Origin of the sequence: Paraburkholderia sp. UYCP14C (genome assembly GCF_004197395.1) — a bacterium.
In the GTDB taxonomy this organism is placed as follows: Bacteria; Pseudomonadota; Gammaproteobacteria; order Burkholderiales; family Burkholderiaceae; genus Paraburkholderia.
Genome location: NZ_SELS01000008.1, coordinates 42,315 through 66,562, shown reverse-complemented (window position 1 = coordinate 66,562; position 24,248 = coordinate 42,315). Strand labels below are relative to the sequence as shown.

Below are 24,248 nucleotides of genomic sequence, written 5' to 3'. Positions count from 1 at the left end.
ATGAGTCGAAAACCCGCTATGTTTGAAAAAATCCTCATTGCCAATCGTGGCGAGATCGCGCTCCGTATCCAGCGCGCCTGCCGCGAACTCGGCGTCAAGACGGTCGTCGTCTATTCAGAAGCCGACAAGGAAGCCAAGTACGTGAAGCTCGCCGACGAGGCGGTCTGCATCGGCCCGGCACCGTCGAATCTGAGCTATCTGAACATGCCCGCGCTGATCAGCGCGGCCGAAGTCACCGACGCCGAAGCGATCCACCCCGGCTACGGCTTCCTGTCGGAGAACGCCGACTTCGCCGAGCGCGTCGAGCAGTCCGGCTTCACCTTCATCGGCCCGCGTCCGGAAACGATCCGCATGATGGGCGACAAGGTCACGGCCAAGCAAACCATGATCAAGACCGGCGTGCCTTGCGTGCCGGGTTCGGAAGGCGCGCTGCCGGACGATCCGAAGGAGATCGTGAAGATCGCCCGCCAGATCGGCTATCCGGTCATCATCAAGGCGGCGGGCGGCGGCGGTGGCCGCGGCATGCGCGTGGTCCACACGGAAGCGGCGCTCGTCAACGCGGTCAACATGACCCGCGAGGAAGCCGGGCGCGCGTTCGGCAACCCGCAGGTCTACATGGAGAAGTTCCTCGAGAACCCGCGGCACATCGAAATCCAGGTGCTGGCCGACTCGTTCAAGAACGCCGTGTGGCTCGGCGAGCGCGACTGCTCGATGCAGCGCCGTCACCAGAAGGTGATCGAGGAAGCGCCGGCGCCGGGCATCGCGCGTCGTCTGATCGACCGCATCGGCGATCGTTGCGCGGATGCGTGCAAGAAGATGGGCTACCTCGGCGCGGGCACCTTCGAGTTCCTGTATGAAAACGGCGAGTTCTACTTCATCGAGATGAACACGCGCGTGCAGGTCGAGCATCCGGTGACCGAACTGATCACCGGTGTCGACATCGTGCAGGAACAGATCCGCATCGCGGCCGGCGAGAAGCTCACTTTCCGCCAGCGCGACATCCAGTTCCGCGGCCATGCGATCGAATGCCGGATCAACGCCGAAGATCCGTTCAAGTTCACGCCGTCGCCGGGACGCCTGACTTCGTGGCATATGCCGGGTGGCCCCGGCATCCGCGTCGACTCGCACGCCTACAATGGTTATTTCGTGCCGCCGAACTACGATTCGATGATCGGCAAGCTGATCGCTTACGGCGCGACGCGCGAACAGGCGATCAAGCGGATGCGCATCGCGCTGTCGGAAATGGTGGTCGAAGGCATTCAGACCAACATCCCGCTGCACCGCGAGCTGATGCTCGACGCGAAGTTCGTCGAAGGCGGCACCAGCATTCACTACCTCGAAAACCGGCTGGCCGCGCGTCAGCAGGTTGCGGAAGAAGCGTAAGTCATGAGCTATCGGGAACTGGTCGCCGAACTGGCACGCGAGCACGCGGAAGAGTTGTCCGACGCGCTGCTCGAGTTGGGCGCGCTGTCCGTGTCGGTCGAAGACGCCGACGCCGACACGCCCGACGAGCAGCCGCTGTTCGGCGAGCCCGGTCTCACGCCGGATCGCACGGCGTGGCAGCATTCGCGCGTGATCGCGCTGCTCGCGCCGGAACACGATCCGGCCGTGCTGCTGACCGCCGCGGCCAACGAAATCGGGCTCGATGCCGCGCCGGCCTATACGGTGCGCGAGGTCGAGGAGCAGGACTGGGTGCGGCTCACGCAGTCGCAGTTCGATCCGATCCAGATCGGCGAGCGCATCTGGGTCGTGCCGTCGTGGCACGACGCGCCGGACCCCGACGCGCTCGTGCTCGAACTCGATCCGGGCCTCGCGTTCGGCACCGGCAGCCACCCCACCACGCGCCTGTGCATGGAGTGGATCGAGCAGTCGATCAAGCCCGGCCAGTCCGTGCTCGACTACGGCTGCGGCTCGGGCATCCTCGCGATTCTGGCGAAGAAGTGCGGCGCCGATCCGGTGATCGGCATCGACATCGATCCGCAGGCTGTCGAATCGGCACGTCACAATAGCGAGCGCAATCGCGCCGAAGTCACCTATGGCTTGCCCGATGCCTGCCCGGTCGGCGAGTTCGACGTCGTGGTCGCGAACATCCTGTCGAATCCGCTGAAGCTGATGGCGTCGATGCTGTCGTCGAAGGTGAAACCGGGCGGCCGCATCGCGCTGTCGGGCATTCTCGCGCGCCAGGCCGACGAAGTCGCGCAGGTCTACGCGCGCTGGATCGACATCAGCGTGTGGCGCGAACATGAAGGTTGGGTGTGCCTCGCCGGAACGCGCCGCGAAAGCAATTAGAATAAGGCGTATTGTCAACCTAACGGCCTCAGGCTCAACGGCTCGATATGCACCTGGCGACGCGTTGCCCCTTCTGCGAAACTGTCTTCCGTCTGCAACCGGCGCAGCTTGCACAGCGCCGCGGCCTCGTGCGGTGCGGGCATTGTCAGGAAGTCTTCGACGCGTCGAGCAGTCTGTTCGACGTCCCCGAAGGCGGCGATTTTTCCATGGCCAAACCGGTTGCCGCCGCGGCGGCGATCGAAGCGCTGTCGGGTGTGCGGCAACCGAGCCCGGACTTCAGCGGCAACGTATCGGACGCGTGGGCGCCGGCTTCGGAACAGGTCTCCACCCGCTTTTCCACCAGCACGCTCGACAACCGTTTACGCGACCAGGCGAACAGCGTACCGCTCGCGCCGCTGCCGCTTGGCAACGAGCACGCGGCGGTCACGTCGGGCGCTTCGCGCGAGGCAACCGAACCTGAGTTGCGCGCCGGCGCGTTCACCGCACCACTACCTGCGGACGATGAGCCGACGCTGGCCGACGCGCCACTCGAACCGTTTGCCTATCCCGCCGACGACACGGTTCATCAGCCACCCGTCGTCGCGCCCGCCGCGGCGGCTGCGCCCACCGCCTCTACTGCCCCACCGCGCGTCGAAGACGAAGCACCGCGCGTCTGGCACAAGATCGGCCGGCCCGAGCCGTCCACGCTCGATGAACCGGCTCTGCGCGAACCAGCGAATCTGCGTGGCATGCCCGACAACGAACCGCGCTTCGGCCCGGTCGGTGCGGGGGCGGCTAGCTTCGGCGCCGCAGCAGGCCTGGGCGCTGCCGCGGGTGCTGCAGGTGTCGCGGCTACCGCGGGTGCCTTTGGCGCCGGCGGTACCGGCGGCCCGCGCCCGCCGGGCGGTCCTTCGCCCGCCCCATCGAGCGGCGAGCCGTTCTCGGTCAACCCTCCCGTCGGCGATGGCGCCGACCCGTTCCCGGTCATGCGCGAAACCCGCCCCGCGGACGCCGGACGCGTCGGCTGGATCGTTGCCGGCGTGGTGCTTGCGGCGCTGCTCGTGATTGCGCTGCTCGCGCAACTCGCGTGGTGGCAACGCGAGACCGTGATGGTCAACCTGCCGCGCTCGCAAATACTGTACGCGCAGGCCTGCGCGCATCTGGGCTGTCAGCTGACACCGCCGCACGACATCGAAGGCCTGCTGGTCGAGCCGTCCGATCTGCGGCAGATCGATGGCCCGCACAAGCTCGAACTGAAGATGCCGCTGCACAACCGCCTGAACATCGCGCTCGCCTACCCCGCGATCGAACTGACGCTGCTCGACGATCAGAACAACGTCGCGGTGCGACGCGTGCTGTGGCCGCAGGATTACGTGCCGCCCGGCACCGTGATCGCGGCCGGCCTGCCTGCGCATGCGACGCAGACGATGATCGTGCACCTCGACACCGGCAGCGCGATCGCCTCCAATTTCCGCGTTCAGATTTTTTATCCGTAACGCACCCTCGCGCGCCCGCCCTCGAGCGGGCGCATCATTGTCGTCACTGACGCCCTTTTCGGAGCACAACACATGAGTCAAGTCACGCTGGGTGGCAACCCGATCGAAGTAAGCGGCACGTTCCCGTCGGTCGGCCAGCAGGCCGCCGCGTTCTCGCTGGTCGGCAAGGACCTGAAGCCGCTGACGCTCGCCGACTTCGCCGGCAAGCGCAAAGTGCTCAACATCGTCCCGAGTCTCGACACGCCGACCTGCGCGACGTCGACGCGCAAGTTCAACGAAGCCGCCGCGAAGCTCAGTAACACGGCCGTGATCGTCGTGTCGGGCGACCTGCCGTTCGCGGCATCGCGCTTCTGCACGACCGAGGGCATCGAGAACGTGGTGACCGCATCGACGTTCCGCGGCCATGAGTTCGCGCAAGCGTACGGCGTCGATGTGACAAGCGGCCCGTTGACCGGCCTGACCGCGCGCGCGGTCGTGGTGCTCGACGAGAACGACAAGGTCGTGCACGCCGAACTGGTCGGCGAGATCAAGAACGAGCCGAACTACGACGCAGCGCTCGCCGCGCTGAAGTAAGCCCTCTCGCGCACGACCGACGGCACCGCGCCTCGCGCGCGGCGCCGTCGGTGCGTCGCGTCTCTTCCCACCGCTTTGATACAGGAACGCTCGCCTTGGCTACGCTCATCTGCGGCTCGCTCGCGTACGACAACATCATGACCTTCGAAGGCCGCTTTCGGGAGCACATCCTGCCGGAGCAGGTCCACATCCTGAACGTGAGCTTTCTCGTGCCGACCATGCGCCGCGAGTTCGGCGGCTGCGCGGGCAACATCGCCTATGCGCTGAATCTGCTCGGCGGCGACGCGCGCATCATGGGCGCGATCGGCGCAGTCGACGCGCAGCTCTATATGGACCGGCTCGCGCAGCTGGGCCTGTCGACGGAAAACGTGCTCGTCGTGCCCGACGCCTACTCGGCACAGGCGATGATCACGACCGACCTCGAGAACAACCAGATCACCGCGTTCCACCCGGGCGCGATGATGCAATCGCATCAGAACCGCGCCGACGAAGTGAAAGGCCTCACGCTCGGCATCGTCGCGCCGGACGGCTACGACGGCATGGTTCAGCACTCCGAACAGCTCGCTGCCGCGGGCGTGCCGTTCATCTTCGATCCGGGCCAGGGCTTGCCGCTGTTCGACGGCGAGACGCTGCGGCGCATCATTGAACTTGCTACCTATGTTGCGGTCAACGATTACGAAGCCGCGCTGGTGAGCAACAAGACCGGCTGGTCGATCGAACAGATCGCCAGCAAGGTCGACGCGCTGATCATCACGCTCGGCGAGAAAGGCGCCCAGATCCATCACGGCGGCGGCATCGAAGACATTCCGGCTGTCACGGCAAAGCAGGTGCTCGATCCCACCGGTTGCGGCGACGCGTTTCGCGGCGGCTTGCTGTACGGTATCGAGAAGGGCCTCGGTTGGGCCACGACCGGCCGTCTCGCCAGTCTGATGGGCGCACTGAAGATCGAGCATCAAGGCCCGCAAAACTACGCGCCCAGCCGGGCGGAAATCAACGAGCGGTTCAAGCAGGCCTTCGGATACGACCTGCACTGATATCGCGTGCTATGGGAGTTTGGGAATGAGAACATCGAGTCGCCTGATCGTCGCCGCCTTGATAGCCGGTTCGCTGGCCATGTCGGGGTGTGCGGTCAACAGCAGCTCTCCCGACGTTTTCACCGCTTCGCAGGCGCAGCGTGAACAGACGGTTCGCATGGCCACGGTCGAAAGCGTGCGCGCGGTGCGGATCAGCACGAACAACGGTCAGCCGAGCGGGGTCGGCGCACTCGGTGGCGCGGCGCTCGGTGCGCTCGCCGGCAGTTCGATCGGCGGCGGGCGCGGCTCGGTCGCGACGGGTATCGTCGGCGGCATCGGCGGTGCGGTCGCCGGCAACGCAGTCGAAAACCGCGTCGCGATGCGCGACGGCATCGAAATCACCGTGCGGCTCGATAACGGCGACATGCGCGCGGTCACCCAAACCTCTACCGGCGAAATCTTCCGCGCCGGCGATCGCGTGAGACTGCTGTCGAGCGGCGGCGTCACGCGCGTCACGCACTAGGCGCAGCTCCCCTCTCGCACCGCAGCGCGTCGCTCAGCGCCGCAACGACGACATCACACGCATGCGCCCTCACGAGGCCATGCGTGTTTTTCTTTTGGGGCGACGGGCAAAAAAAAGCCCGCCACCGGCGCACCGGTAACGGGACACTGACCGGGTGGCGCTCGCAAGAGCTCGAGCACGACCCGGTCACCCGACACATCGTGCGATGTGTCGACCTACTACTACTGCTTACGGACGGCTGCCCGTCGGGAACGGCCATGCCGCTGCCGGGTTCAGCGCGGTCTTCACCGTCGCCGCCGGTGCCGCGCTCGTGACAGCAGGCGCAGCGGGAGCAGGCGCGGCCTTCTTGGCGACAGCCTTCTTCGCAGGGGCAGCCTTCTTCGCAGGCGCAGCGGCCTTCTTCGCGGCAGCCTTCTTGGCAGGTGCAGCTTTCTTGGCAGCAGCCTTTTTCGCAGGCGCCGCCTTCTTGGCAGCGGCCTTCTTCGCCGGTGCTGCCTTCTTCGCTGCGGCCTTCTTCGCCGGTGCCTTCTTCGCTGCGACCTTCTTCGCTGCGACCTTCTTTGCTGCGACCTTCTTCACCGCGGCTTTCTTCGCCGGTGCTGCCTTCTTCGCCGCGACCTTCTTGGCTGCGACCTTCTTCGCCGCGACCTTCTTCACTGCGGCTTTCTTCGCCGGAGCTGCCTTCTTCGCCGCGACCTTCTTCGCTGCAACCTTCTTCGCTGCGACCTTCTTCACTGCGACCTTCTTCGCGGCGACCTTCTTGGCCGGAGCAGCCTTCTTAGCCGGAGCAGCCTTCTTGGCTGCGGTCTTCTTTGCTGCGGGCTTCTTGGCCGCGGCTTTCTTTGCAGTTGCCATCATTTTCTCCTTCAGGTTTTCAGATGAGGTCAGTTCAAACTACACCCTTCGTCAAAACCCGCTTCCCGCGGACGCTTCTCAGGGCGCGCGCTACGAAGCGGGCTATTCATCGGCGTACGCAGGTGCGGCGCGCTTACGCTAATGAATGCGGTAAGGCGCGCCGTGCCCCAAGGCACCGCGCGCCAAATCTGGTCGGCGTCGCAAGGCGACGCCGGCAATTGCTTGATCGGGCCGCCGGCAACGACGCCAGCGGCTTTTTCCGGGGGGAAGTTTGCCCATCCCACTGAAGGGTCCGCAAAGTGCCTGTCATGTTTGTGGGCCGTTAAGGCACCGGGCACGCTTTGCATCAGGCCGTTCTGCTCCTAACCCGGGGCGCCGCGGCCACAGGCGGCGGCATCCCCATCAATGAAACCATCCGCGACGCGGATCCCGGCTTACTCCCAGGAAAGCGCGCCGCCAGTCTGATATTCGATCACTCGCGTCTCGAAGAAATTGCGTTCCTTCTTCAGGTCGATCATCTCGCTCATCCACGGGAACGGGTTTTCCTCGTTCGGGTACAGCGGATCGAGACCGATCTGCTGGCAACGGCGGTTGCAGATGAAGCGCAGATAGCTCTTGAACATCGACGCGTTGAGGCCGAGCACGCCGCGCGGCATCGTATCTTCGGCGTAGCGGTATTCGAGCTCGACCGCCTGCTGGAAGATCGCGCGAATCTCGGCGCGGAATTCAGCCGTCCACAGGTGCGGGTTTTCGAGTTTGATCTGGTTGATCAGGTCGATGCCGAAGTTGCAGTGCATCGACTCGTCGCGCAGGATGTACTGGTACTGCTCCGCCGCGCCGGTCATCTTGTTCTGGCGGCCGAGCGCCAGGATTTGTGTAAAGCCGACGTAGAAGAACAGGCCTTCCATCACACAGGCGAACACGATCAGCGAGCGCAGCAGCGTCTGGTCTGCTTCGAGCGTACCGGTCTTGAAGGCCGGGTCGGTCAGCACGTGGATGTAAGGAATCAGGAATTCGTCTTTCGCGCGGATCGACGGGACCTCGTGATACGCGTTGAAGATTTCGCCCTCGTCGAGACCGAGCGACTCGACGATGTACTGGTAAGCGTGCGTGTGGATCGCCTCTTCGAACGCCTGGCGCAGCAGGAACTGGCGGCATTCGGGCGCCGTGATGTGGCGGTAGGTGCCCAGCACGATGTTGTTGGCGGCGAGGGAATCTGCCGTCACGAAGAAACCCAGGTTGCGCTTGACGATGCGGCGCTCGTCTTCGGTCAGCCCGTTCGGGTCTTTCCAGAGAGCGATGTCGCGCGACATGTTCACTTCCTGCGGCATCCAGTGGTTGGCGCAACCGGCCAGATACTTTTCCCACGCCCACTTGTACTTGAACGGCACCAGCTGATTGACGTCAGTCTGGCCGTTGATGATGCGCTTGTCGGCGACATTGACGCGCGCTTCGGAAGCGGCCCCCGCATTGGCAACCGAGTTGCCGGCATGAGCGACGGGAGCGACAGCGATGTCGTTCGCGAAGACTTCTTGAGCGGAGGGAGCATGCGAAGCGGAACGCGCTCCGATTTGCGAACCCACAGCCGACCCCGCAGCGTTGCGCAACACGTTCGGTTGCGTCGCGCTCGAGGGAGTTACGGCAGTGATCTCGTCATCCCAGTTGAGCATAAATGTCACCATCAATTTAGAACGGTTTGTACCATCTTTTCACGAGCGATAAAAGAGTTCGCTCACGAAAAATCCTGTTTTCGATTCGCGTTGCTACGTTCATACAACACTTTGTTCGACATGCTGCGTGTGACGCATCGAGTGACGCGTGATGAACGCGTGTTGAACATGTGTTGCCGAGGTCCTTCGCGAACTCGAAGAGCAACGTTTCGAACGACGTTTCGTTGCTCTATCTATCTGTATTGCGCAGTGCGTTCGCGGCATCCGCCGACTGATCGATGGACTGATCGTTGCCGCGCGAGTCGCTCATCGCGAGAGTCGGCGGTGAGCTGCGTCGAGTGTGTTGCGGCGACGTTAGCGAGTGAAGTGCGATGCCGTGTCGAGCGGTGCAACGGCTGGCGATCCTGGCTGTTGATCCTGGCTCCCGATCCTGATCGAGCCGCCGATCGTCGCTTCGCTCGAAGCCTTCGTCTGGTGTCGCCGACTGCTGTGTTGCCTTGCTGCTTCGACGAGCGGTGAGACTTCGATACGGCTCACCGCTCATCGACCTGCCTCTACTGCTACTTCATCGACGCGGCGCGCTGCTCGCCCCCTGCGGGTCGTCGCCTGCCAACTCGTGTGCAGTTAGCAAGCAACGCTCCCGCTACTTGCCCGTGCTTACTGGCAAGCCTCGCACTCGTCGAAGCCAGGATCGCCCGGACGCATCATGCAAACCGGACCATCGGCTTCGGGTGCCGCTTCGACCGCGGCCGCGGCAGTCGCTGCCGCCGCTGCCTGGAAGCCGCCGCCCACGCCACCCGTCGCGCCGCTCACGCCGAAGCCGCCTGCCGCGCCGCCTGCGCCACCCGAGCCTTCATGACCGGAGCTCACCGCGTTCAGCGCGCCGTGCGCGACCGTCGACTTCTCGACGTGCGTCGCCGCCATCGTGCGGAGGTAGTAGGTGGTCTTCAGACCGCGCAGCCATGCGAGCTTGTAGATCTCGTCGAGCTTCTTGCCCGATGCGCCCGCCATATAGATGTTCAGCGACTGCGCCTGGTCGATCCACTTCTGACGACGCGAGGCCGACTCGACGAGCCACACCGGATCGACTTCGAACGCGGTCGCGTAGATCGCGCGCAGGTCGGCCGGGATGCGGTCGATGCGCGACAGCGTGCCGTCGAAATACTTCAGGTCGGCGACCATCACTTCGTCCCACAGGCCGCGCGCCTTCAGGTCGCGCACCAGGTAGTCGTTGACCACCGTGAACTCGCCCGACAGGTTCGACTTCACGTAAAGGTTCTGATAGGTCGGCTCGATGCACGCCGACACGCCGATGATGTTCGAGATCGTCGCGGTCGGCGCGATCGCCACGCAGTTCGAGTTGCGCATGCCGTAGGTCGAGATGCGCGCGCGCAGCGCGGGCCAGTCCATCGACTCGCTCGAATCCACCTCGACATAACCGCCGCGCGCTTCGGCGAGCAGCGCCACCGAATCCTGCGGGAGGATGCCGCGGTCCCACAGCGAACCGCGGTAGCTCGAGTAGCGGCCGCGCTCTTCGGCGAGCTCGGTCGACGCGTAGTACGCGTAGTAGCAAACCGCTTCCATCGAGCGATCGGCGAACTCGACCGCTTCCTGCGACGCGTACGGCGTGCGCAGCATGTGCAGGCAGTCCTGGAAGCCCATGATGCCGAGGCCGACCGGACGGTGCTTGAGGTTCGAGTTACGCGCCTTGGCGACCGCGTAGTAGTTGATGTCGATCACGTTGTCGAGCATGCGCATCGCGACGCTGATCGTGCGCTTGAGCTTGTCGTGGTCGAGCACGAGCGTGCCGTCGGCCTGCTCCTTCAGGTGCGCGACGAGGTTCACCGAGCCGAGGTTGCAGACGGCGATTTCGGCGTCGCTCGTGTTCAGCGTGATTTCCGTGCACAGGTTCGACGAGTGGACGACGCCGACGTGCTGCTGCGGCGAGCGCACGTTGCACGGATCCTTGAACGTGATCCACGGATGGCCGGTTTCGAACAGCATGCCCAGCATCTTGCGCCACAGCTGCGCTGCCGGAATCTTCTTGAACAGCTTGATCTCACCGCGCGCGACCTTGTCTTCGTAAGCCGTGTAAGCCACTTCGAATTCGGCGCCGAACTTGTCGTGCAGATCCGGGCAGGTGGACGGCGAGAACAGCGTCCAGTCGCCGCCTTCCATCACGCGCTTCATGAACAGGTCGGGAATCCAGTTCGCGGTGTTCATGTCGTGCGTGCGACGACGGTCGTCGCCGGTGTTCTTGCGCAGCTCGAGGAATTCCTCGATGTCGAGGTGCCACGATTCGAGGTACGCGCACACCGCGCCCTTGCGCTTGCCGCCCTGGTTCACGGCGACCGCCGTGTCGTTGACGACCTTCAGGAACGGCACGACGCCTTGCGACTTGCCGTTGGTGCCCTTGATGTGCGAGCCGAGCGCGCGCACGCGCGTCCAGTCGTTGCCGAGGCCGCCGGCGAACTTCGACAGCAGCGCGTTTTCCTTCAGCGCTTCGTAGATGCCGTCGAGGTCGTCGTCGACCGTGGTCAGGTAGCACGACGACAGCTGCGAGCGATGCGTGCCCGAGTTGAACAGCGTCGGCGTGGACGACATGAAGTCGAAGCTCGACAGGATGTTGTAGAACTCGATCGCGCGCGCTTCGCGGTCGATCTCGTTCAGCGACAGGCCCATCGCGACACGCATAAAGAATGCCTGCGGCATTTCAATGCGCACGCCGTCGTGATGCAGGAAGTAGCGGTCGTACAGCGTCTGCAGACCGAGGTAGCCGAACTGCAGGTCGCGGTTCGCGTCGAGCGCGGCACCCAGACGCTTCAGGTCGAACTGCTGCAGCTTGTCGTCGAGCAGGCCGGCGCCGATGCCGCGCTTGATGAACTGCGGGAAGTACTCGGCATAGCGCACGCCCATTTCGGCTTGCGTGACTTCTTCCTCGAGGATCTCGCGGCGGATCGTATGCAGCAGGATGCGCGAGGTGACCTGGCTGTAGGCCGGGTCCTTTTCGATCATCGTGCGGGCAGCGAGGATGGCCGAGTCGTACACCTGGCTCATCGGCACGCCGTCGTACAGGTTCTTCACCGTTTCCGCGACGATCGGCTCGGCGCTCACCGCGTCGCCGAGATTCGCGCACGCGGACTCGATGATGCCGCGCAGCGCGGCCATGTCCAGCGGACGCGTGATGCCGTTGTCGGTCACGTTCAGGCCCGGCGTGCCGGGGGCCTCCGCATGCTCGTCATGCGCGCGCGCCTGGTTGCGCTTCTCGCGATACAGCACGTACGCACGCGCGACGTTGTGCTCGCCGCCGCGCATCAGCGCGAGTTCGACCTGATCCTGAATGTCTTCGATATGGAACGTGCCGCCGTTCGGACGGCTGCGCACCAGCGCGCGCACCACGTTCTGCGTGAGTTGCTCGACCAGTTCGCGCACCCGCGCCGACGCCGCGCCCTGACCACCGTTGACGGCGAGGAACGCCTTCGTCACGGCGATCGCGATTTTCGACGGCTCGAACGACACCACGGTGCCGTTGCGGCGGATCACCTTGTAGTCGGCGTAGTTCGCTTGCGGCGCGAGCGACTGGGCGCCTTGAGTCTGGCCGAACGCCTGGCCAGTCGGTGAGCCCTCGTACCGGGTCGTCACGTTGTCGGTGGTTTGCATGTGCAAAGCTCCTGGTCTTGGAAATGGCGGCGAGTGCCGCGGATTAAAACGAACGCCGCGCCGCCGCGTGCGCGTGCGATGAGGTGCAGGAAGGCCGGCTACGCCGGTTGGCGGGATGCAACTGCGAGGAAGCCTGGTTCGATTTGATGACGGTCTTCATCGGGTCGGTCGCGATCACTGGCTGGTCCTTTCCTGAATGCTTCTGGATGCGGCCGGAGATCCCCCACCGGCTGCGCCCCAGGAATTTTTTGTTCGCTGTCTGGAATGCTTGCGGCGCCATGCTCGGGAAGCGGGGCGCCGCAGACTTATCCACTCTTATTCACTCGGTTATGCACATGGTTATTCACAGCACAACACAAGATATAGTGCGAAACTCAGTTGTCGGCACCAAGTATAGTGGAGATTCGAGGCAGGTCAAACCGTTTTATTTGCGTTCGAAGTCTTGACTTTTGCGTCGCGCAACGCGCATAAGCTCCCCGGAGAAGCAGGCTGCGCCTCGTTCTCTGCGGATCACGCAAGATCGTGCGAAGGGGGATTACCGCGTTTCGGAAAACTTGAGATAGGGGAAATACCGACCGTCGAGCGACGTGTCGCTTTGCAGCCGGGGCCACTCGAAATGTGGACCGGGATCGGTCTTGCGACCGGGCGCGATGTCGGAGTGACCGGCAAGCGCGTCGATCGGATAGCGCGCCTTCAATGCGCTCACGAGCGTGGCGAGCGTGCGGTATTGCGCCGCCTCGAAGGCGGTGGTGTCGCTGCCTTCGAGCTCGATGCCGATCGAGAAATCATTGCAGCGCTCGCGGCCGAAAAAGTTCGACGGCCCCGCGTGCCACGCGCGCTCATTGCACGACACGAACTGCTCGAGCGCGCCGTCGCGATGAATCACGAAATGCGCGGACACGCGCACGCCGCGCAGATGGGTGTCGTAGTACGGGTGAGCATCGCAGTCGAGCGTGTTCTGGAACAGCTCGGCAATCGCGGTGCCGCCGAACTCGTTCGGCGGCAGGCTGATGTTGTGAACGACGATCAGCGTCGGCACCGCGCCTTGCGGCCGCGCTTCGAAGTTCGGCGACGCAAGCTTGCGCGCGGCGGGAATCCAACCGTCGGCATCGACGGTGTACGCGCCGCTCATCGGGCGTCGCGGCCGCTCGGACGCGCGCCGTGGCGCTGCGCGTGCGCAGTGCAGCAGAACGTCTGCCCCGCGACGCTGACGGAGTCGCTCTTCGGCGCATGCACGCCGCACTCGACGCAGCGGATCATCGGCTCGGCAAGCTGCGGCGCCTGGCCATTCGAAGCACGCGCGCCGCCCTGCGCGGCGCCGGCACCGTTGGCGCCATGGGCACCGGTGCGTTGCGCGGATTGCGCGTCGTGGCGGCGCAGCGCCTTGACGATCCATTGACCGACGATGAACAGCAGAATCAGCAAAAAGATTTGTCGCATGGGGACACTCACACTACAGGCCGGTGCAACAGCACCTCTAAAACAAAACGGCTGCCGACGTACGCGAGCAACAGCGCGACGAACGAGGCCAGCACCCAGCGCAACGCCGCACGGCCGCGCCAGCCGGACACCTTGCGCGCGGTCAGCAGCGCGCCGAACATCACCCACGAAAGAATCGCGAACACGGTCTTGTGATCGAGCCGCAACGCGCGGTCGATCAGTTGCTCGCTGAACAGGATGCCCGATAGCAACGTCAGCGTCAGCAGCACGAAGCCGGTGCCGATCAGACGGAACAGCAGCTTCTCGAGCGTGAGCAGCGGCGGCAGCGTGTCGAGCCAGCTCGACCACCAGCCGTTGCCCGCCGCCGCGTGTCGCTGCGCGAGACCGCCACGCATCGAATGCAGACGCCGTTCGACCGCCAGCATCAGCACCGCGTGCAGCGCCGCGATCGCGAACAGACCGTACGCGATGTTCGCGATCAGAAAGTGCAGCTTGAACATCGGCGCGGCCGCATACGGCAGCACGCGCACGCCGCCGAACGCGAGCGGCAGCAGCGACGCGACGCACGCAAGCGGCAACACCAGCAGGCGCAGTCCGTCGAGCGGGAAAAAGAAACTTTCGATCCAGTAGATGCCGGCGCCGAGCCAGAACATCGCCGACAGCGCGAACGCGAAGCCGAACACCATCGCGTTCTGCGGGAAGATCGTGGTGTGCAGCAGCACGCCGTGTGCGAGCAGCGCGACGAACAGAAGCGCGCGCCCGGGCGCGCTCATGCCGGTAGCCACCGAAGCGCCCGCGCTCACGGCATGAGCGGGCAGCGGCGGCACGCTCTCGAGCAGCGGATGCACGGCCGCGTGCCGGTGCGAGCGCCAGCCGGCCACGGCAAGGCCGCCGTAGAGAAGCGCGGTGAGGGCATACAGTACAATATCCATATTCGAAGTTTACACTAGGGCCCTGCTCCGCGACGTCTAGCGCTTCGCGCACTGCGCGGGCCCCACCGTTCATCGCTCCCCATGCTCGACAATCTGACTCAACGGATGGCGCGCGTCGTCAAGACGCTGCGCGGCGAAGCCCGGCTCACCGAGGCCAACACCCAGGAAATGCTGCGCGAGGTGCGTCTCGCACTGCTCGAGGCCGACGTGGCGCTGCCCGTCGTGCGCGAGTTCATCGCGAAGGTCAAGGAGAAGGCGCTCGGCGAGGAAGTGCTCGCCAGCCTGTCGCCGGGTCAGGCGCTCGTCGGCGTCGTGCAGCGCGAGCTGACCGCGGTGATCGGCGGCGATTACGAAGGCAAGGCCTCCGAGCTCAATCTCGCGGTCACGCCGCCCGCGATCATCCTGATGGCAGGTCTGCAGGGCGCCGGTAAGACGACCACGGTCGGCAAGCTCGCGAAACTGCTGCGCGAGAAATACAAGAAGAAGGTGCTGACCGTCTCGTGCGACGTCTATCGTCCCGCCGCTATCGCTCAGCTGAAAACGGTGACCGAGCAGGTCGGCGCGGACTTCTTCCCGTCGGAGCCGAACCAGAAGCCGGTCGACATCGCGCGCGCCGCAGTGGACTGGGCCAAGCGTCACTACCACGACGTGCTGCTCGTCGACACGGCCGGCCGTCTCGGTATCGACGAAGCGATGATGAACGAAATCGCCGCGCTGCACGCCGCGCTGAAGCCGGCGGAAACGCTGTTTGTCGTCGACGCGATGCTCGGTCAGGATGCGGTCAACACCGCGAAGGCGTTCAGCGACGCGCTGCCGCTCACCGGCGTCGTGCTCACCAAGCTCGACGGTGATTCGCGAGGCGGCGCGGCGTTGTCGGTGCGTCACGTGACGGGCAAGCCGGTCAAGTTCGTCGGTGTCGCCGAAAAACTCGACGGCCTCGAAGTGTTCCACCCGGACCGCATGGCGAGCCGGATTCTCGGCATGGGCGACATTCTCGCGCTCGTCGAGGAAGCGCAGCGCGGCGTCGACGTGCAGGCCGCGCAGAAGCTCGCCGACAAGGTCAAGAAAGGCGGCGACTTCGATCTCAACGATTTCCGCGCGCAACTCACGCAAATGAAGGGCATGGGCGGCCTGTCGTCGCTGATGGACAAGCTGCCCGCGCAGTTCCAGCAGGCCGCGGCGGGCGCCGACATGAGCCAGGCCGAGAAGCAGATGCGCCGCATGGAAGGCATCATCAATTCGATGACGCCGGCCGAGCGCGCCAAGCCCGAACTGATCAAGGCGACCCGCAAGCGGCGCATCGCCGCGGGTGCGGGCGTGCAGGTGCAGGAAGTCAACCGCATGCTGAACCAGTACGAACAGATGCGCACGATGATGAAGAAGCTCAAGGGCGGCAACCTGCAGAAGATGATGCGCGGCATGAAGGGCATGATGCCCGGCATGCGCTAAGCTTGATCGGGACGGCGCGCGCTAGCGCCGATGCGCGGCGCGGCTGACTTCGGCATCGTGCGGGTTTATTCCGTAGCGCATTGCGCCGTCCCTCGCAGGAACGTCCCTCGGGACGTGGCCACCCACACTATGTATACAGTTACCGTCCGTCAGACGTCATGAACCGCGAAGAAGCCCTCCATATTTTTCAACATTCCGAAGAGATCGTTTCGGCCTCGGACGTCGGTGCGTCGATCGTCCGCATGGCGGGCGCCATCCGCGACGAGATGAGCGAGGACTTCCCGCTCGTGCTGTCGGTGATGGGCGGCGCCGCGGTATTCACCGGCATGTTGCTGCCGCACCTCGATTTCCCGCTCGAGTTCGACTACATCCACCTGACGCGCTACCGCAATACGACCAAGGGCAGCAACGACATGCAATGGCGCGTCGCGCCGGCCGAGTCGGTCAAGGATCGCGTGGTGCTCGTGCTCGACGACATCCTCGACGAAGGCGAGACGATGGCGGCGATCCGTGACCGCATCCTCGCGATGGGTGCGAAGCGTTTCCTGTCCGCGGTGCTGTGCGAGAAAATCATTCCGAAGGCGAAGCCGCTGCGCCCCGATTACTGCGGCTTCGAAGTGCCGGACCGGTACGTGTTCGGCTGCGGGATGGATGCGAAAGGCTACTGGCGCAACCTGCCGACCATTCGGGCGTTGACCGAGGGCGCGTGAGCGGCGCATCCGAGTTGATCTCGCCAACCGGCGAAAAAAAAGCAGCCTGCGAGGCTGCTTTTTTATGGCTGCTTTTCTACGACCGGGAAGGTGGCAACTTGCGCACCCGCTGCCGCTTCACAGCTTGTGCACGAAAGCGCGGATCCCGCCGAGCATCATCTCGACTGAAATCGCGACGAGTACGAGCCCCATCAGCCGCTCGAACGCCGCCATCACCCGTTCGCCGAGCCACGCCTGAATGCGCTCGGCGAGCATCAGCACGATCGCGCAGATGATCATCGTGACGGTCAGCGCACCGACCCACTCGAACGTCTTGCCCGGCGCCTGCGAGGTCAGCAGCATGACCGTGGCCAACGCCGACGGCCCCGCCAGCGCCGGAATCGCGAGCGGCACGATCAGCGGCTCGCCGCCGCGCGCGTCGCCACCGAACGGACCGTCCGGATGCGGAAACACCATGCGCAGCGCGATCAGAAACAGCACGATGCCGCCGCCGATCCGCAACGACTGGTCACTCAGGCTCATCATGCGCAGAAAGCTCTGCCCGAGCACCATGAACACCAGCAGGATCGCAAACGCGATCGCGACCTCGCGCAGGATCACGATCGTGCGACGCTCCGGCGTCACACCGCGCAGACAGCTGACGAAGATCGGGATATTGCCGAGCGGATCGGTGATCAGGATCAGCAGCACCGTCGCGGACAGGAAGGTGTACTCCACTGCCCGCTCCGCTTAGTTCGCGAGCGCCGCGCGCACTTTCTCGATCACGGTCTGCGCGGCGTCCGCGACCGGCAGCAGCGTCGCTTCGGCGTCACGGCGGCCCTGATACTCGAGCTTGCCGTCCTTCAGACCTCGGTCGCCGATCACCAGCCGATGCGGCACGCCGATCAGCTCCCAGTCGGCGAACATCACGCCCGGACGCTCGCCGCGATCGTCGAGAATCACGTCGATGCCGGCCGCGACGAGTTCCGCGTACAGCTTGTCGGCCTGTTCACGTACCGCATCGCTGCGGTCATAGCCCATCGGGCACAGCACGACTTCGAACGGCGCAATCGACTCCGGCCAGATGATGCCCTTGTCGTCGAAATTCTGTTCGATCGCGGCGCCGAGGATACGCGTGACGCCGATGCCGTAGCAGCCCATTTCCATCGGGCGCGGCTTGCCGGTTTCGTCGAGGCAGGTGGCGTTCATCGCTTCGGAGTACTTCGTGCCGAGCTGGAAAACGTGACCCACTTCGATGCCGCGGCAGATGTCGAGCACGCCCTTGCCGTCCGGCGACGGATCGCCCTTCTTCACGTTGCGGATATCGGCGACGACCGGCTCCGGCAGGTCGCGGCCCCAGTTCACGCCGGTGGTGTGATAGTCGACCTCGTTCGAGCCGACCACGAAGTCGCTCATGTTCGCGACCGTGCGGTCCGCGATCACCTTGACCGGCTTCTTCGTGTCGATCGGACCGAGATAACCCGGCGGCGTGCCGAACGTCTCGATGATCTCGGCTTCGGTGGCCATACGGAAGTCGGCGAGACCGGGCAGCTTGCCGACCTTGATCTCGTTCAGATCGTGGTCGCCGCGCAGCATCAGCAGCCAGATGGTCGGCTCGGCGCCTTCGTTTTCGGTGGCGAGAATGACCGACTTGATCGTGCGCTCGAGCGGAATGTTCAGCAGTTCGGCGACGGCCTCGCACTTCGCCTTGCCCGGCGTCGCGGTCTTTTTCGCGTCTTCAGTGGGCGCGGCGCGTTGCGCGATCAGCGGCAACGCGTCGGCGGCCTCGACGTTCGCAGCGAAATCGGAGGTCGGGCAATAGGCGATCGCGTCTTCGCCGGTGTCGGCGATCACGTGGAACTCATGCGAGCCACTGCCGCCGATCGAGCCGTTGTCCGCCGCCACCGCGCGGAACTCCAGGCCGAGGCGCGTGAAGATGCGCACGTACGCGTCGTACATCTTGCGATACGTCTCGCGTAGACCTTCCGCGTCCTTGTCGAACGAGTACGCGTCTTTCATGATGAATTCGCGGCCGCGCATCACGCCGAAACGCGGACGGATCTCGTCGCGGAACTTCGTCTGGATCTGATAGAAGTTGACCGGCAGCTGGCGATAGCTCTTGATCTGGTTGCGCGCGATGTCGGTGACGACTTCCTCGTGCGTCGGGCCCATCACGAAGTCGGCCTGCTTGCGGTCCTTGAAGCGCAGGAGCTCGGGGCCGTACTTCTCCCAGCGGCCCGATTCCTGCCACAGCTCGGCCGGCTGCACGGCCGGCATCAGCAGTTCGATCCCGCCGGCCCGGTTCATTTCCTCCCGCACGATCGCTTCCACCTTGCGGATCGAACGCAGGCCAACCGGCAGGTAGTTATAGATGCCGCCCGCGACGCGACGGATCATGCCCGCGCGCACCATGAGCTTGTGGCTGATGATTTCGGCGTCGGCGGGCGCTTCTTTGAGGGTGCCGATAAAGAAACGGGAGGCTTTCATTCAAGGTGTCCAAAAGCGGCGGCTTCCGGTGGGACCGCCAGAAAAAGGTGAAAACATGGGAAAAATCGACACAGATCCGCGGCGAAGCCGGCATGGTTCGCCCGACCGGCGGCGCGCTGCCCCTGAGCAGCGCTGAAACTGCCGCACAAGCCTGTCTCACAAGGGATAGCGCACGGAAAACCAACAGGCTACCGCAAACACGGGCCTGTTGCGGCGAATCGGTCCATTCTTATGCGATTCGGTGCGTAGGGTCCGTTATCTGTTTATAATCAAAGCAATTTTAAAGGATTCGAAGGTGGTTGTATGCTGGATCGTGAAGGCTTTCGCCCGAACGTCGGCATCATCCTCTTGAACGCGCACAACGAGGTGTTTTGGGGCAAACGGCTCCGTGAACATTCCTGGCAGTTTCCGCAGGGGGGCATCAAATATGGTGAGACCCCCGTGCAAGCGATGTATCGGGAGTTACACGAAGAGACCGGACTGCTTCCTGAGCACGTCAAGGTGATCGGTCGCACGCGCGACTGGTTGCGTTATGAGGTGCCTGACAAGTTCATCAAGCGCGAAGTACGCGGTCATTACCGCGGCCAGAAGCAAATCTGGTTTTTGCTCCGGATGGTAGGACGCGACTGCGACATCTGTTTGCGCGCCACCGACCACCCTGAGTTCGATGCGTGGCGTTGGAACGAATATTGGGTGCCGCTCGACTGTGTGATCGAGTTCAAGCGGGATGTGTATCAGTTGGCGCTGACGGAGTTGTCCCGTTTCATGCGCCGGCCTGCGCCGCGTGCGGAAAAACCTGGCGGGCATCATGGGTCGCGTTATCCCCGGATAGCGTCGTCGATGCAAAGCCCGCCGGATTCCACGGTAAGCACGGTGGTCACTACCGTCACTACCGTGAGTTCGGTCAGCGTCGAAACCTCGACGCGCGTGCTGATTGTGCCGGATTGCGGCCCCGCCTCACGGGATGCGAACCTGGCACCTGAGCCTGAGCGCGAAACGGCCGAAGCCGACGAGGCCATCGCCCCGTCAGTCCGACGAGGCTTGCTCGATTAATCAGTCCAGGCGGCGGCTCACGCCGCCCCTCTCTGGCGCGGCTTTCGGGCCGCGCCCGTATTTCGAGGGAATCATATTGAAAGCATTTGCACTCGCCGTGGCGTGCGTTGCCACCGGCGCCCTGCTGGCAGGCTGTTCGAGCGCCGGCCAACCGAGCAACAAAGACGACAGCGCGTTCACCTATCTGTTGGATCGCAAAAGCAACTGGGTTGAAAACAAGGTCGACACGTTGCCGCCGCTGCCCTCCGACGCGAACCTGCTGCCGTTCGAGGTCTCCGGCAATACGCCGCTGCAATTCGCAATCGACCCGAAGTCGGTCAGTGTCGGCGACGACGGCGTAGTGCGTTACACGGTGGTCGTCACGAGCCCGGGCGGTGCCCGCAACGTCAATTACGAGGGCATCCGCTGCGACACGTACGAATGGCGTCAGTACGGGGCCTTGAACGCCGATCACGACGGCTGGGACACGACGGTCGCGAACCAGTTTTCGCGCATCGAAAACGGCGCGCTGAACGCATACCAGGCCGCGCTGTATCAGGACTATATGTGCGCGAACAAGATTCCGACCGGCACGGCGCAGCGCATCGTCGAGAACATTCGTTACAAGCGCACTCAGACGTCGCAGATTCATTGAATCCGTTCTCGCGGCGCGCACCTGAGTCGGGCGCCGCTGCTTGTGCGTAACGATAAAAAGCCGTTCCAGCCTGCGCTGGAACGGCTTTTTTGCTAACTCTTTAAGCGCACGCCGCCTGAAAGATCAAAGCAGCACGAGATTGTCGCGATGAATCAGCTCGGGCTCGAGCATGTAGCCGAGCACCGACTCGATTTCGCCGCTCGGACGCCGCTGGATCAGTTTGGTTTCCGCGCTGCTGTAGTTCGTCAAGCCTCGTGCGACCTCGCGGCCCGACGCGCTCAGACAAGCGATCACCTCGCCGCGCGCGAACGCACCCTGCACGCCGACGATGCCGATCGGCAGCAGGCTCTTGCCGCCGGCGGTCAGTTTTTCGACCGCGCCGTCGTCGATCACGACGTGGCCGCGCACCTGCAGGTGATCGGCCATCCATTGCTTGCGTGCTGCCATGCGCGCGGTGCGCGCGATCAGCTGCGTGCCGATCGCCTCGCCGGCCGCCAGTCGCAGCAGCACGTCTGCCTCGCGCCCACTCGCGATCACCGTATTGGCGCCGCTATGCGCTGCTCGCTTGGCGGCGAGAATCTTGGTCAGCATGCCGCCGCGGCCGAGGCTCGAGCCCGCGCCGCCCGCCATCGCCTCGAGCTCGGGGGCACCGGCGTCGGCTTGCTGGACGAGAGTCGCGTTCGGGTCTTTGCGCGGATCGGCGGTGAAGAGGCCTTGCTGGTCCGTCAGAATGATCAGCGCGTCGCCCTCGATCAGATTAGCGACCAGCGCGCCGAGCGTGTCGTTGTCGCCGAACTTGATTTCGTCGGTGACGACCGTGTCGTTCTCGTTGATGATCGGCACGACACCGAGCCGCAGCAGCGTGAGCAGCGTGGAGCGAGCGTTCAGATAGCGCTCGCGGTCGGCGAGATCGGCGTGAGTAAGCAGGATCTGCGCAGTCTGGATGGAATGTTCGGCGAAGCGGCTTTCATACACTTGCGCGAGGCCCATCTGACCGACCGCCGCGGCCGCCTGCAGCTCATCGATTTCGCGCGGCCGCCTCGTCCAGCCGAGGCGCTGCATGCCCTCGGCGATCGCGCCCGAGCTGACCAGCACCACTTCCTTGCCCTGCGCGCGCAGTGCGGCAATCTGCGCGGCCCAGCGGCCGATCGCCGCATGATCGAGGCCGCGCCCGTCGTTCGTGACGAGGCTCGAACCGACTTTGACGACCAATCGCCGTGAATCTGCGATGACGGAACGCATTGTGCGCTGTCTCCCAAGATGACGCGTGATGCATGCCGGCACCCGCCGCTGGCGCCGACGCTCGAGTTGTTATTCCTGCGGATCGGTGCCGGCTTCGCCGGTCGCGGCCGGTACTTGTGTCCCTTCGCGGAAACGCACGTCGGAGGCGAGGTCTTCAGCCTCGGCCGCGCGTTGCGCGTCGGAGTGCTCGGCGAGGTAGTCGAACACTGCGTAGCAAAGATTTTCACAGCCCTGGCCGGTCAGAGCCGAGATCTCGAACACCGGACCATCCCAGCCGAACCCTTCCAGGAAAGACGCCACTCGCGCTTCGCGATCGTCCTCAGGCACCATGTCGAGCTTGTTCAGCACGAGCCAACGCGGCTTCTGAAAAAGCTCTTCGTCGTACTTGCGCAGTTCGTTGACGATGGCCTTCGCTTCCACGACCGGATCGACCGATTCGTCGAACGGCGCGATATCGACGATGTGCAGCAGCAGCCCGGTGCGCTGCAAGTGGCGCAGGAACTGATGGCCGAGGCCGGCGCCTTCCGCCGCGCCTTCGATCAGACCCGGAATGTCCGCGATCACGAAGCTGCGGCTCGGTCCGACGCGCACGACGCCGAGATTCGGCGCGAGCGTAGTGAACGGGTAATCCGCGATTTTCGGCTTCGCGTTCGATACCGACGAGATAAACGTCGACTTGCCCGCATTCGGCATGCCAAGCAGACCGACGTCGGCCAGCACCTTGAGCTCGAGGCGCACCATGCGACGCTCGCCCGGCTTGCCGTCGGTCTTCTGACGCGGCGCGCGGTTCGTGCTGGACTTGAAATGCAGGTTGCCGAGACCGCCGGCACCGCCTTGCGCGATTTGCACGCTCTGGTTGTGCTCGGTCAGATCGGCGATCAGCTCGCCGGTTTCCATATCCGTGATGGTGGTGCCGACCGGCATACGTAGCGTGATGTCGTCGCCGCCCTTGCCGTAGCAATCCGAGCCGCGGCCGTTTTCGCCGTTGCGTGCCAGATGCTTTTTTGCGTAGCGGTAGTCGATCAGCGTGTTGATGTTGCGGTCAGCAACCGCGATCACGCTGCCGCCCCGGCCGCCGTCACCGCCATCAGGGCCGCCGAACGGAACGAATTTCTCGCGGCGCATCGACGCGCTGCCATCCCCTCCGTCGCCGGCGATGACTTCAATCCTCGCTTCGTCAATGAACTTCATGCGTTACTCCGTCCCGTGGTGTACTGCCCGATTCGATGCAGGGGTTGATACTGATTGGATTCTGCTATTTTGCCGCGCGCGCCGCGCGTTGATCAATCTACCGAACGGCATAGTCGCCGGTGACAAGCGGTTGGCTGCACGGCTTCGGCGCCACGAGAAAGAGGCGCCGCAATAAAAAAAGGCCCCGCGAACTTCGCGGGGCCTTTTCCGGTCCTGAAGCCCGTGCCTGATAAAACTCAGGCTGCCGGGACGACGGAAACGGTGTGCTTCTTCGCCGCGCCCTTCGTCGAGAACTGGACGTGGCCGTCCTTCAGCGCGAACAGGGTGTGATCCTTGCCCATACCGACGTTCTCGCCAGCGTGCATGCGCGTACCGCGCTGACGCACGATGATGCCACCAGCGTTGATAGCCTGGCCGCCGTAAACCTTAACGCCGAGGCGCTTCGATTCGGAGTCGCGGCCGTTCCGGGACGATCCGCCTGCCTTTTTGTGTGCCATTTGATTTGCTCCTTAACCGGTGCGCTTACGCGTTGATCGCGTCGATGCGCAGTTCGGTATAGTTCTGGCGGTGGCCGCCATGCTTCTGGTAGTGCTTCCGGCGACGCATCTTGAAGATCGTCACTTTGGCGTGACGGCCTTGCGACACGACGGTAGCCTTGACGGAAGCCCCACTGACCAGCGGCGTACCGAACTTAATCGATTCGCCTTCGCCCACTGCGAGAACCTGGTCGAGCGTGATTTCAGCGTCAATGTCTGCCGGTATCTGTTCTACTTTAAGTTTTTCGCCGACGGCAACTTTGTACTGCTTGCCACCGGTTTTTATGACCGCGTACATTGAGAACCTCACTCTGTATTCATTTTTCCCACGCACCGCGCGCGGAAACTCTCAATTATACATAGAGTTAGCTGCTCGGTCAAAACCTGCTTACCAAACCGTCTTCCGTCCGGCTTCGGCCTGTCTCGCAGGCGCTCGCAGATGGTAAATCAGCGACGCGCGGCGCCCCGCAGACGCCCTTGGGAGGCGGCCCTGGCGCCATGCGGAAAGCATCCGCGCCGCAGCCGACGACCCGGAAG

At 64.1% G+C, this 24,248-nt stretch carries 24 protein-coding genes; 10 read left to right on the top strand and 14 right to left on the bottom strand.

The window, feature by feature from the left end:
* Window positions 1-18: 18 nt before the first annotated feature.
* The 6 genes from accC (at window position 19) to EVC45_RS09690 (ending at window position 5,873) form a co-directional block, all read left to right on the top strand.
* Complete coding sequence (gene accC / locus EVC45_RS09715; protein WP_129957786.1) at window positions 19-1,383, top strand: acetyl-CoA carboxylase biotin carboxylase subunit; 1,365 nt, start codon at window positions 19-21, stop codon at window positions 1,381-1,383.
* A 3-nt stretch (window positions 1,384-1,386) separates the two neighbouring features.
* On the top strand, window positions 1,387-2,289 hold the full coding sequence (gene prmA, locus EVC45_RS09710; RefSeq protein WP_129957785.1) for a 50S ribosomal protein L11 methyltransferase: 903 nt from the start codon (window positions 1,387-1,389) through the stop codon (window positions 2,287-2,289).
* A 47-nt stretch (window positions 2,290-2,336) separates the two neighbouring features.
* Window positions 2,337-3,764, top strand: a complete 1,428-nt coding sequence (locus EVC45_RS09705) for a zinc-ribbon and DUF3426 domain-containing protein (protein WP_129957784.1) — start codon at window positions 2,337-2,339, stop codon at window positions 3,762-3,764.
* Between the two features lie 72 nt (window positions 3,765-3,836).
* Window positions 3,837-4,337, top strand: a complete 501-nt coding sequence (tpx, locus tag EVC45_RS09700; RefSeq protein ID WP_129957783.1) for a thiol peroxidase — start codon at window positions 3,837-3,839, stop codon at window positions 4,335-4,337.
* A gap of 95 nt (window positions 4,338-4,432) precedes the next feature.
* Window positions 4,433-5,371, top strand: a complete 939-nt coding sequence (locus tag EVC45_RS09695) for a carbohydrate kinase family protein (RefSeq protein WP_129957782.1) — start codon at window positions 4,433-4,435, stop codon at window positions 5,369-5,371.
* Window positions 5,372-5,396: 25 nt separating this feature from the next.
* Complete coding sequence (locus EVC45_RS09690; RefSeq protein ID WP_129957781.1) at window positions 5,397-5,873, top strand: glycine zipper 2TM domain-containing protein; 477 nt, start codon at window positions 5,397-5,399, stop codon at window positions 5,871-5,873.
* Between the two features lie 228 nt (window positions 5,874-6,101).
* On the opposite strand, the gene EVC45_RS09685 is transcribed toward EVC45_RS09690, so the two are convergent.
* From EVC45_RS09685 to EVC45_RS09650, 8 genes are all read right to left on the bottom strand, one after another.
* Window positions 6,102-6,728: a histone H1-like repetitive region-containing protein gene (locus EVC45_RS09685; protein WP_129957923.1), complete on the bottom strand. Its 627-nt coding sequence runs from the start codon at window positions 6,726-6,728 to the stop codon at window positions 6,102-6,104.
* Between the two features lie 29 nt (window positions 6,729-6,757).
* Window positions 6,758-7,075: a hypothetical protein gene (locus tag EVC45_RS09680; RefSeq protein WP_129957780.1), complete on the bottom strand. Its 318-nt coding sequence runs from the start codon at window positions 7,073-7,075 to the stop codon at window positions 6,758-6,760.
* A gap of 87 nt (window positions 7,076-7,162) precedes the next feature.
* Complete coding sequence (locus EVC45_RS09675; RefSeq protein WP_129957779.1) at window positions 7,163-8,398, bottom strand: ribonucleotide-diphosphate reductase subunit beta; 1,236 nt, start codon at window positions 8,396-8,398, stop codon at window positions 7,163-7,165.
* Window positions 8,399-9,055: 657 nt separating this feature from the next.
* Window positions 9,056-12,058, bottom strand: coding sequence for a ribonucleoside-diphosphate reductase subunit alpha (locus tag EVC45_RS09670; RefSeq protein ID WP_129957778.1), 3,003 nt, complete (start codon window positions 12,056-12,058; stop codon window positions 9,056-9,058).
* Between the two features lie 43 nt (window positions 12,059-12,101).
* Window positions 12,102-12,371 (bottom strand): hypothetical protein, encoded by a 270-nt coding sequence (locus tag EVC45_RS09665; protein ID WP_129957777.1) that lies wholly within the window; start codon window positions 12,369-12,371, stop codon window positions 12,102-12,104.
* Between the two features lie 222 nt (window positions 12,372-12,593).
* Window positions 12,594-13,190 (bottom strand): 1,6-anhydro-N-acetylmuramyl-L-alanine amidase AmpD, encoded by a 597-nt coding sequence (gene ampD, locus EVC45_RS09660; RefSeq protein ID WP_129957776.1) that lies wholly within the window; start codon window positions 13,188-13,190, stop codon window positions 12,594-12,596.
* Window positions 13,187-13,498 carry a PP0621 family protein gene (locus EVC45_RS09655; protein WP_129957775.1) on the bottom strand — a complete coding sequence of 104 codons (312 nt, stop codon included), beginning with the start codon at window positions 13,496-13,498 and terminating at the stop codon, window positions 13,187-13,189. Before EVC45_RS09655 ends, ampD begins: the two co-directional genes overlap by 4 nt.
* A gap of 8 nt (window positions 13,499-13,506) precedes the next feature.
* Window positions 13,507-14,430, bottom strand: coding sequence for an inner membrane protein YpjD (locus EVC45_RS09650; RefSeq protein WP_129957774.1), 924 nt, complete (start codon window positions 14,428-14,430; stop codon window positions 13,507-13,509).
* An 81-nt stretch (window positions 14,431-14,511) separates the two neighbouring features.
* On the opposite strand from EVC45_RS09650, the gene ffh reads away from it, so the two are divergent.
* Window positions 14,512-15,879, top strand: a complete 1,368-nt coding sequence (gene ffh, locus EVC45_RS09645) for a signal recognition particle protein (RefSeq protein ID WP_129957773.1) — start codon at window positions 14,512-14,514, stop codon at window positions 15,877-15,879.
* A gap of 158 nt (window positions 15,880-16,037) precedes the next feature.
* Window positions 16,038-16,589, top strand: coding sequence for a hypoxanthine-guanine phosphoribosyltransferase (locus EVC45_RS09640; RefSeq protein WP_129957772.1), 552 nt, complete (start codon window positions 16,038-16,040; stop codon window positions 16,587-16,589).
* A gap of 117 nt (window positions 16,590-16,706) precedes the next feature.
* Here the strand turns inward: EVC45_RS09640 and EVC45_RS09635 are convergent, their stop codons facing one another.
* Both EVC45_RS09635 and EVC45_RS09630 read right to left on the bottom strand, forming a co-directional pair.
* On the bottom strand, window positions 16,707-17,306 hold the full coding sequence (locus EVC45_RS09635) for a MarC family protein (RefSeq protein WP_129957771.1): 600 nt from the start codon (window positions 17,304-17,306) through the stop codon (window positions 16,707-16,709).
* A 12-nt stretch (window positions 17,307-17,318) separates the two neighbouring features.
* Complete coding sequence (locus tag EVC45_RS09630; protein ID WP_129957770.1) at window positions 17,319-19,055, bottom strand: proline--tRNA ligase; 1,737 nt, start codon at window positions 19,053-19,055, stop codon at window positions 17,319-17,321.
* A 303-nt stretch (window positions 19,056-19,358) separates the two neighbouring features.
* Here EVC45_RS09630 and EVC45_RS09625 point away from each other — a divergent pair, with 303 nt between their 5' ends.
* Window positions 19,359-20,108, top strand: coding sequence for an RNA pyrophosphohydrolase (locus EVC45_RS09625; protein ID WP_129957769.1), 750 nt, complete (start codon window positions 19,359-19,361; stop codon window positions 20,106-20,108).
* Window positions 20,109-20,184: 76 nt separating this feature from the next.
* The gene (locus EVC45_RS09620) at window positions 20,185-20,742 is read left to right on the top strand and encodes a CNP1-like family protein (protein WP_129957768.1); all 558 of its coding nucleotides are present in this window, start codon (window positions 20,185-20,187) and stop codon (window positions 20,740-20,742) included.
* Window positions 20,743-20,865: 123 nt separating this feature from the next.
* Here EVC45_RS09620 and proB read toward each other — a convergent pair whose 3' ends face one another.
* The 4 genes from proB to rplU form a co-directional block, all read right to left on the bottom strand.
* Window positions 20,866-21,984 carry a glutamate 5-kinase gene (proB, locus tag EVC45_RS09615; protein ID WP_129957767.1) on the bottom strand — a complete coding sequence of 373 codons (1,119 nt, stop codon included), beginning with the start codon at window positions 21,982-21,984 and terminating at the stop codon, window positions 20,866-20,868.
* A 69-nt stretch (window positions 21,985-22,053) separates the two neighbouring features.
* Window positions 22,054-23,175, bottom strand: coding sequence for an Obg family GTPase CgtA (cgtA, locus tag EVC45_RS09610; protein WP_129957766.1), 1,122 nt, complete (start codon window positions 23,173-23,175; stop codon window positions 22,054-22,056).
* A 236-nt stretch (window positions 23,176-23,411) separates the two neighbouring features.
* Window positions 23,412-23,672 (bottom strand): 50S ribosomal protein L27, encoded by a 261-nt coding sequence (rpmA, locus tag EVC45_RS09605; RefSeq protein WP_008923994.1) that lies wholly within the window; start codon window positions 23,670-23,672, stop codon window positions 23,412-23,414.
* Window positions 23,673-23,697: 25 nt separating this feature from the next.
* Window positions 23,698-24,009 carry a 50S ribosomal protein L21 gene (gene rplU / locus EVC45_RS09600; protein WP_007180329.1) on the bottom strand — a complete coding sequence of 104 codons (312 nt, stop codon included), beginning with the start codon at window positions 24,007-24,009 and terminating at the stop codon, window positions 23,698-23,700.
* Between the last annotated feature and the right edge of the window lie 239 nt (window positions 24,010-24,248).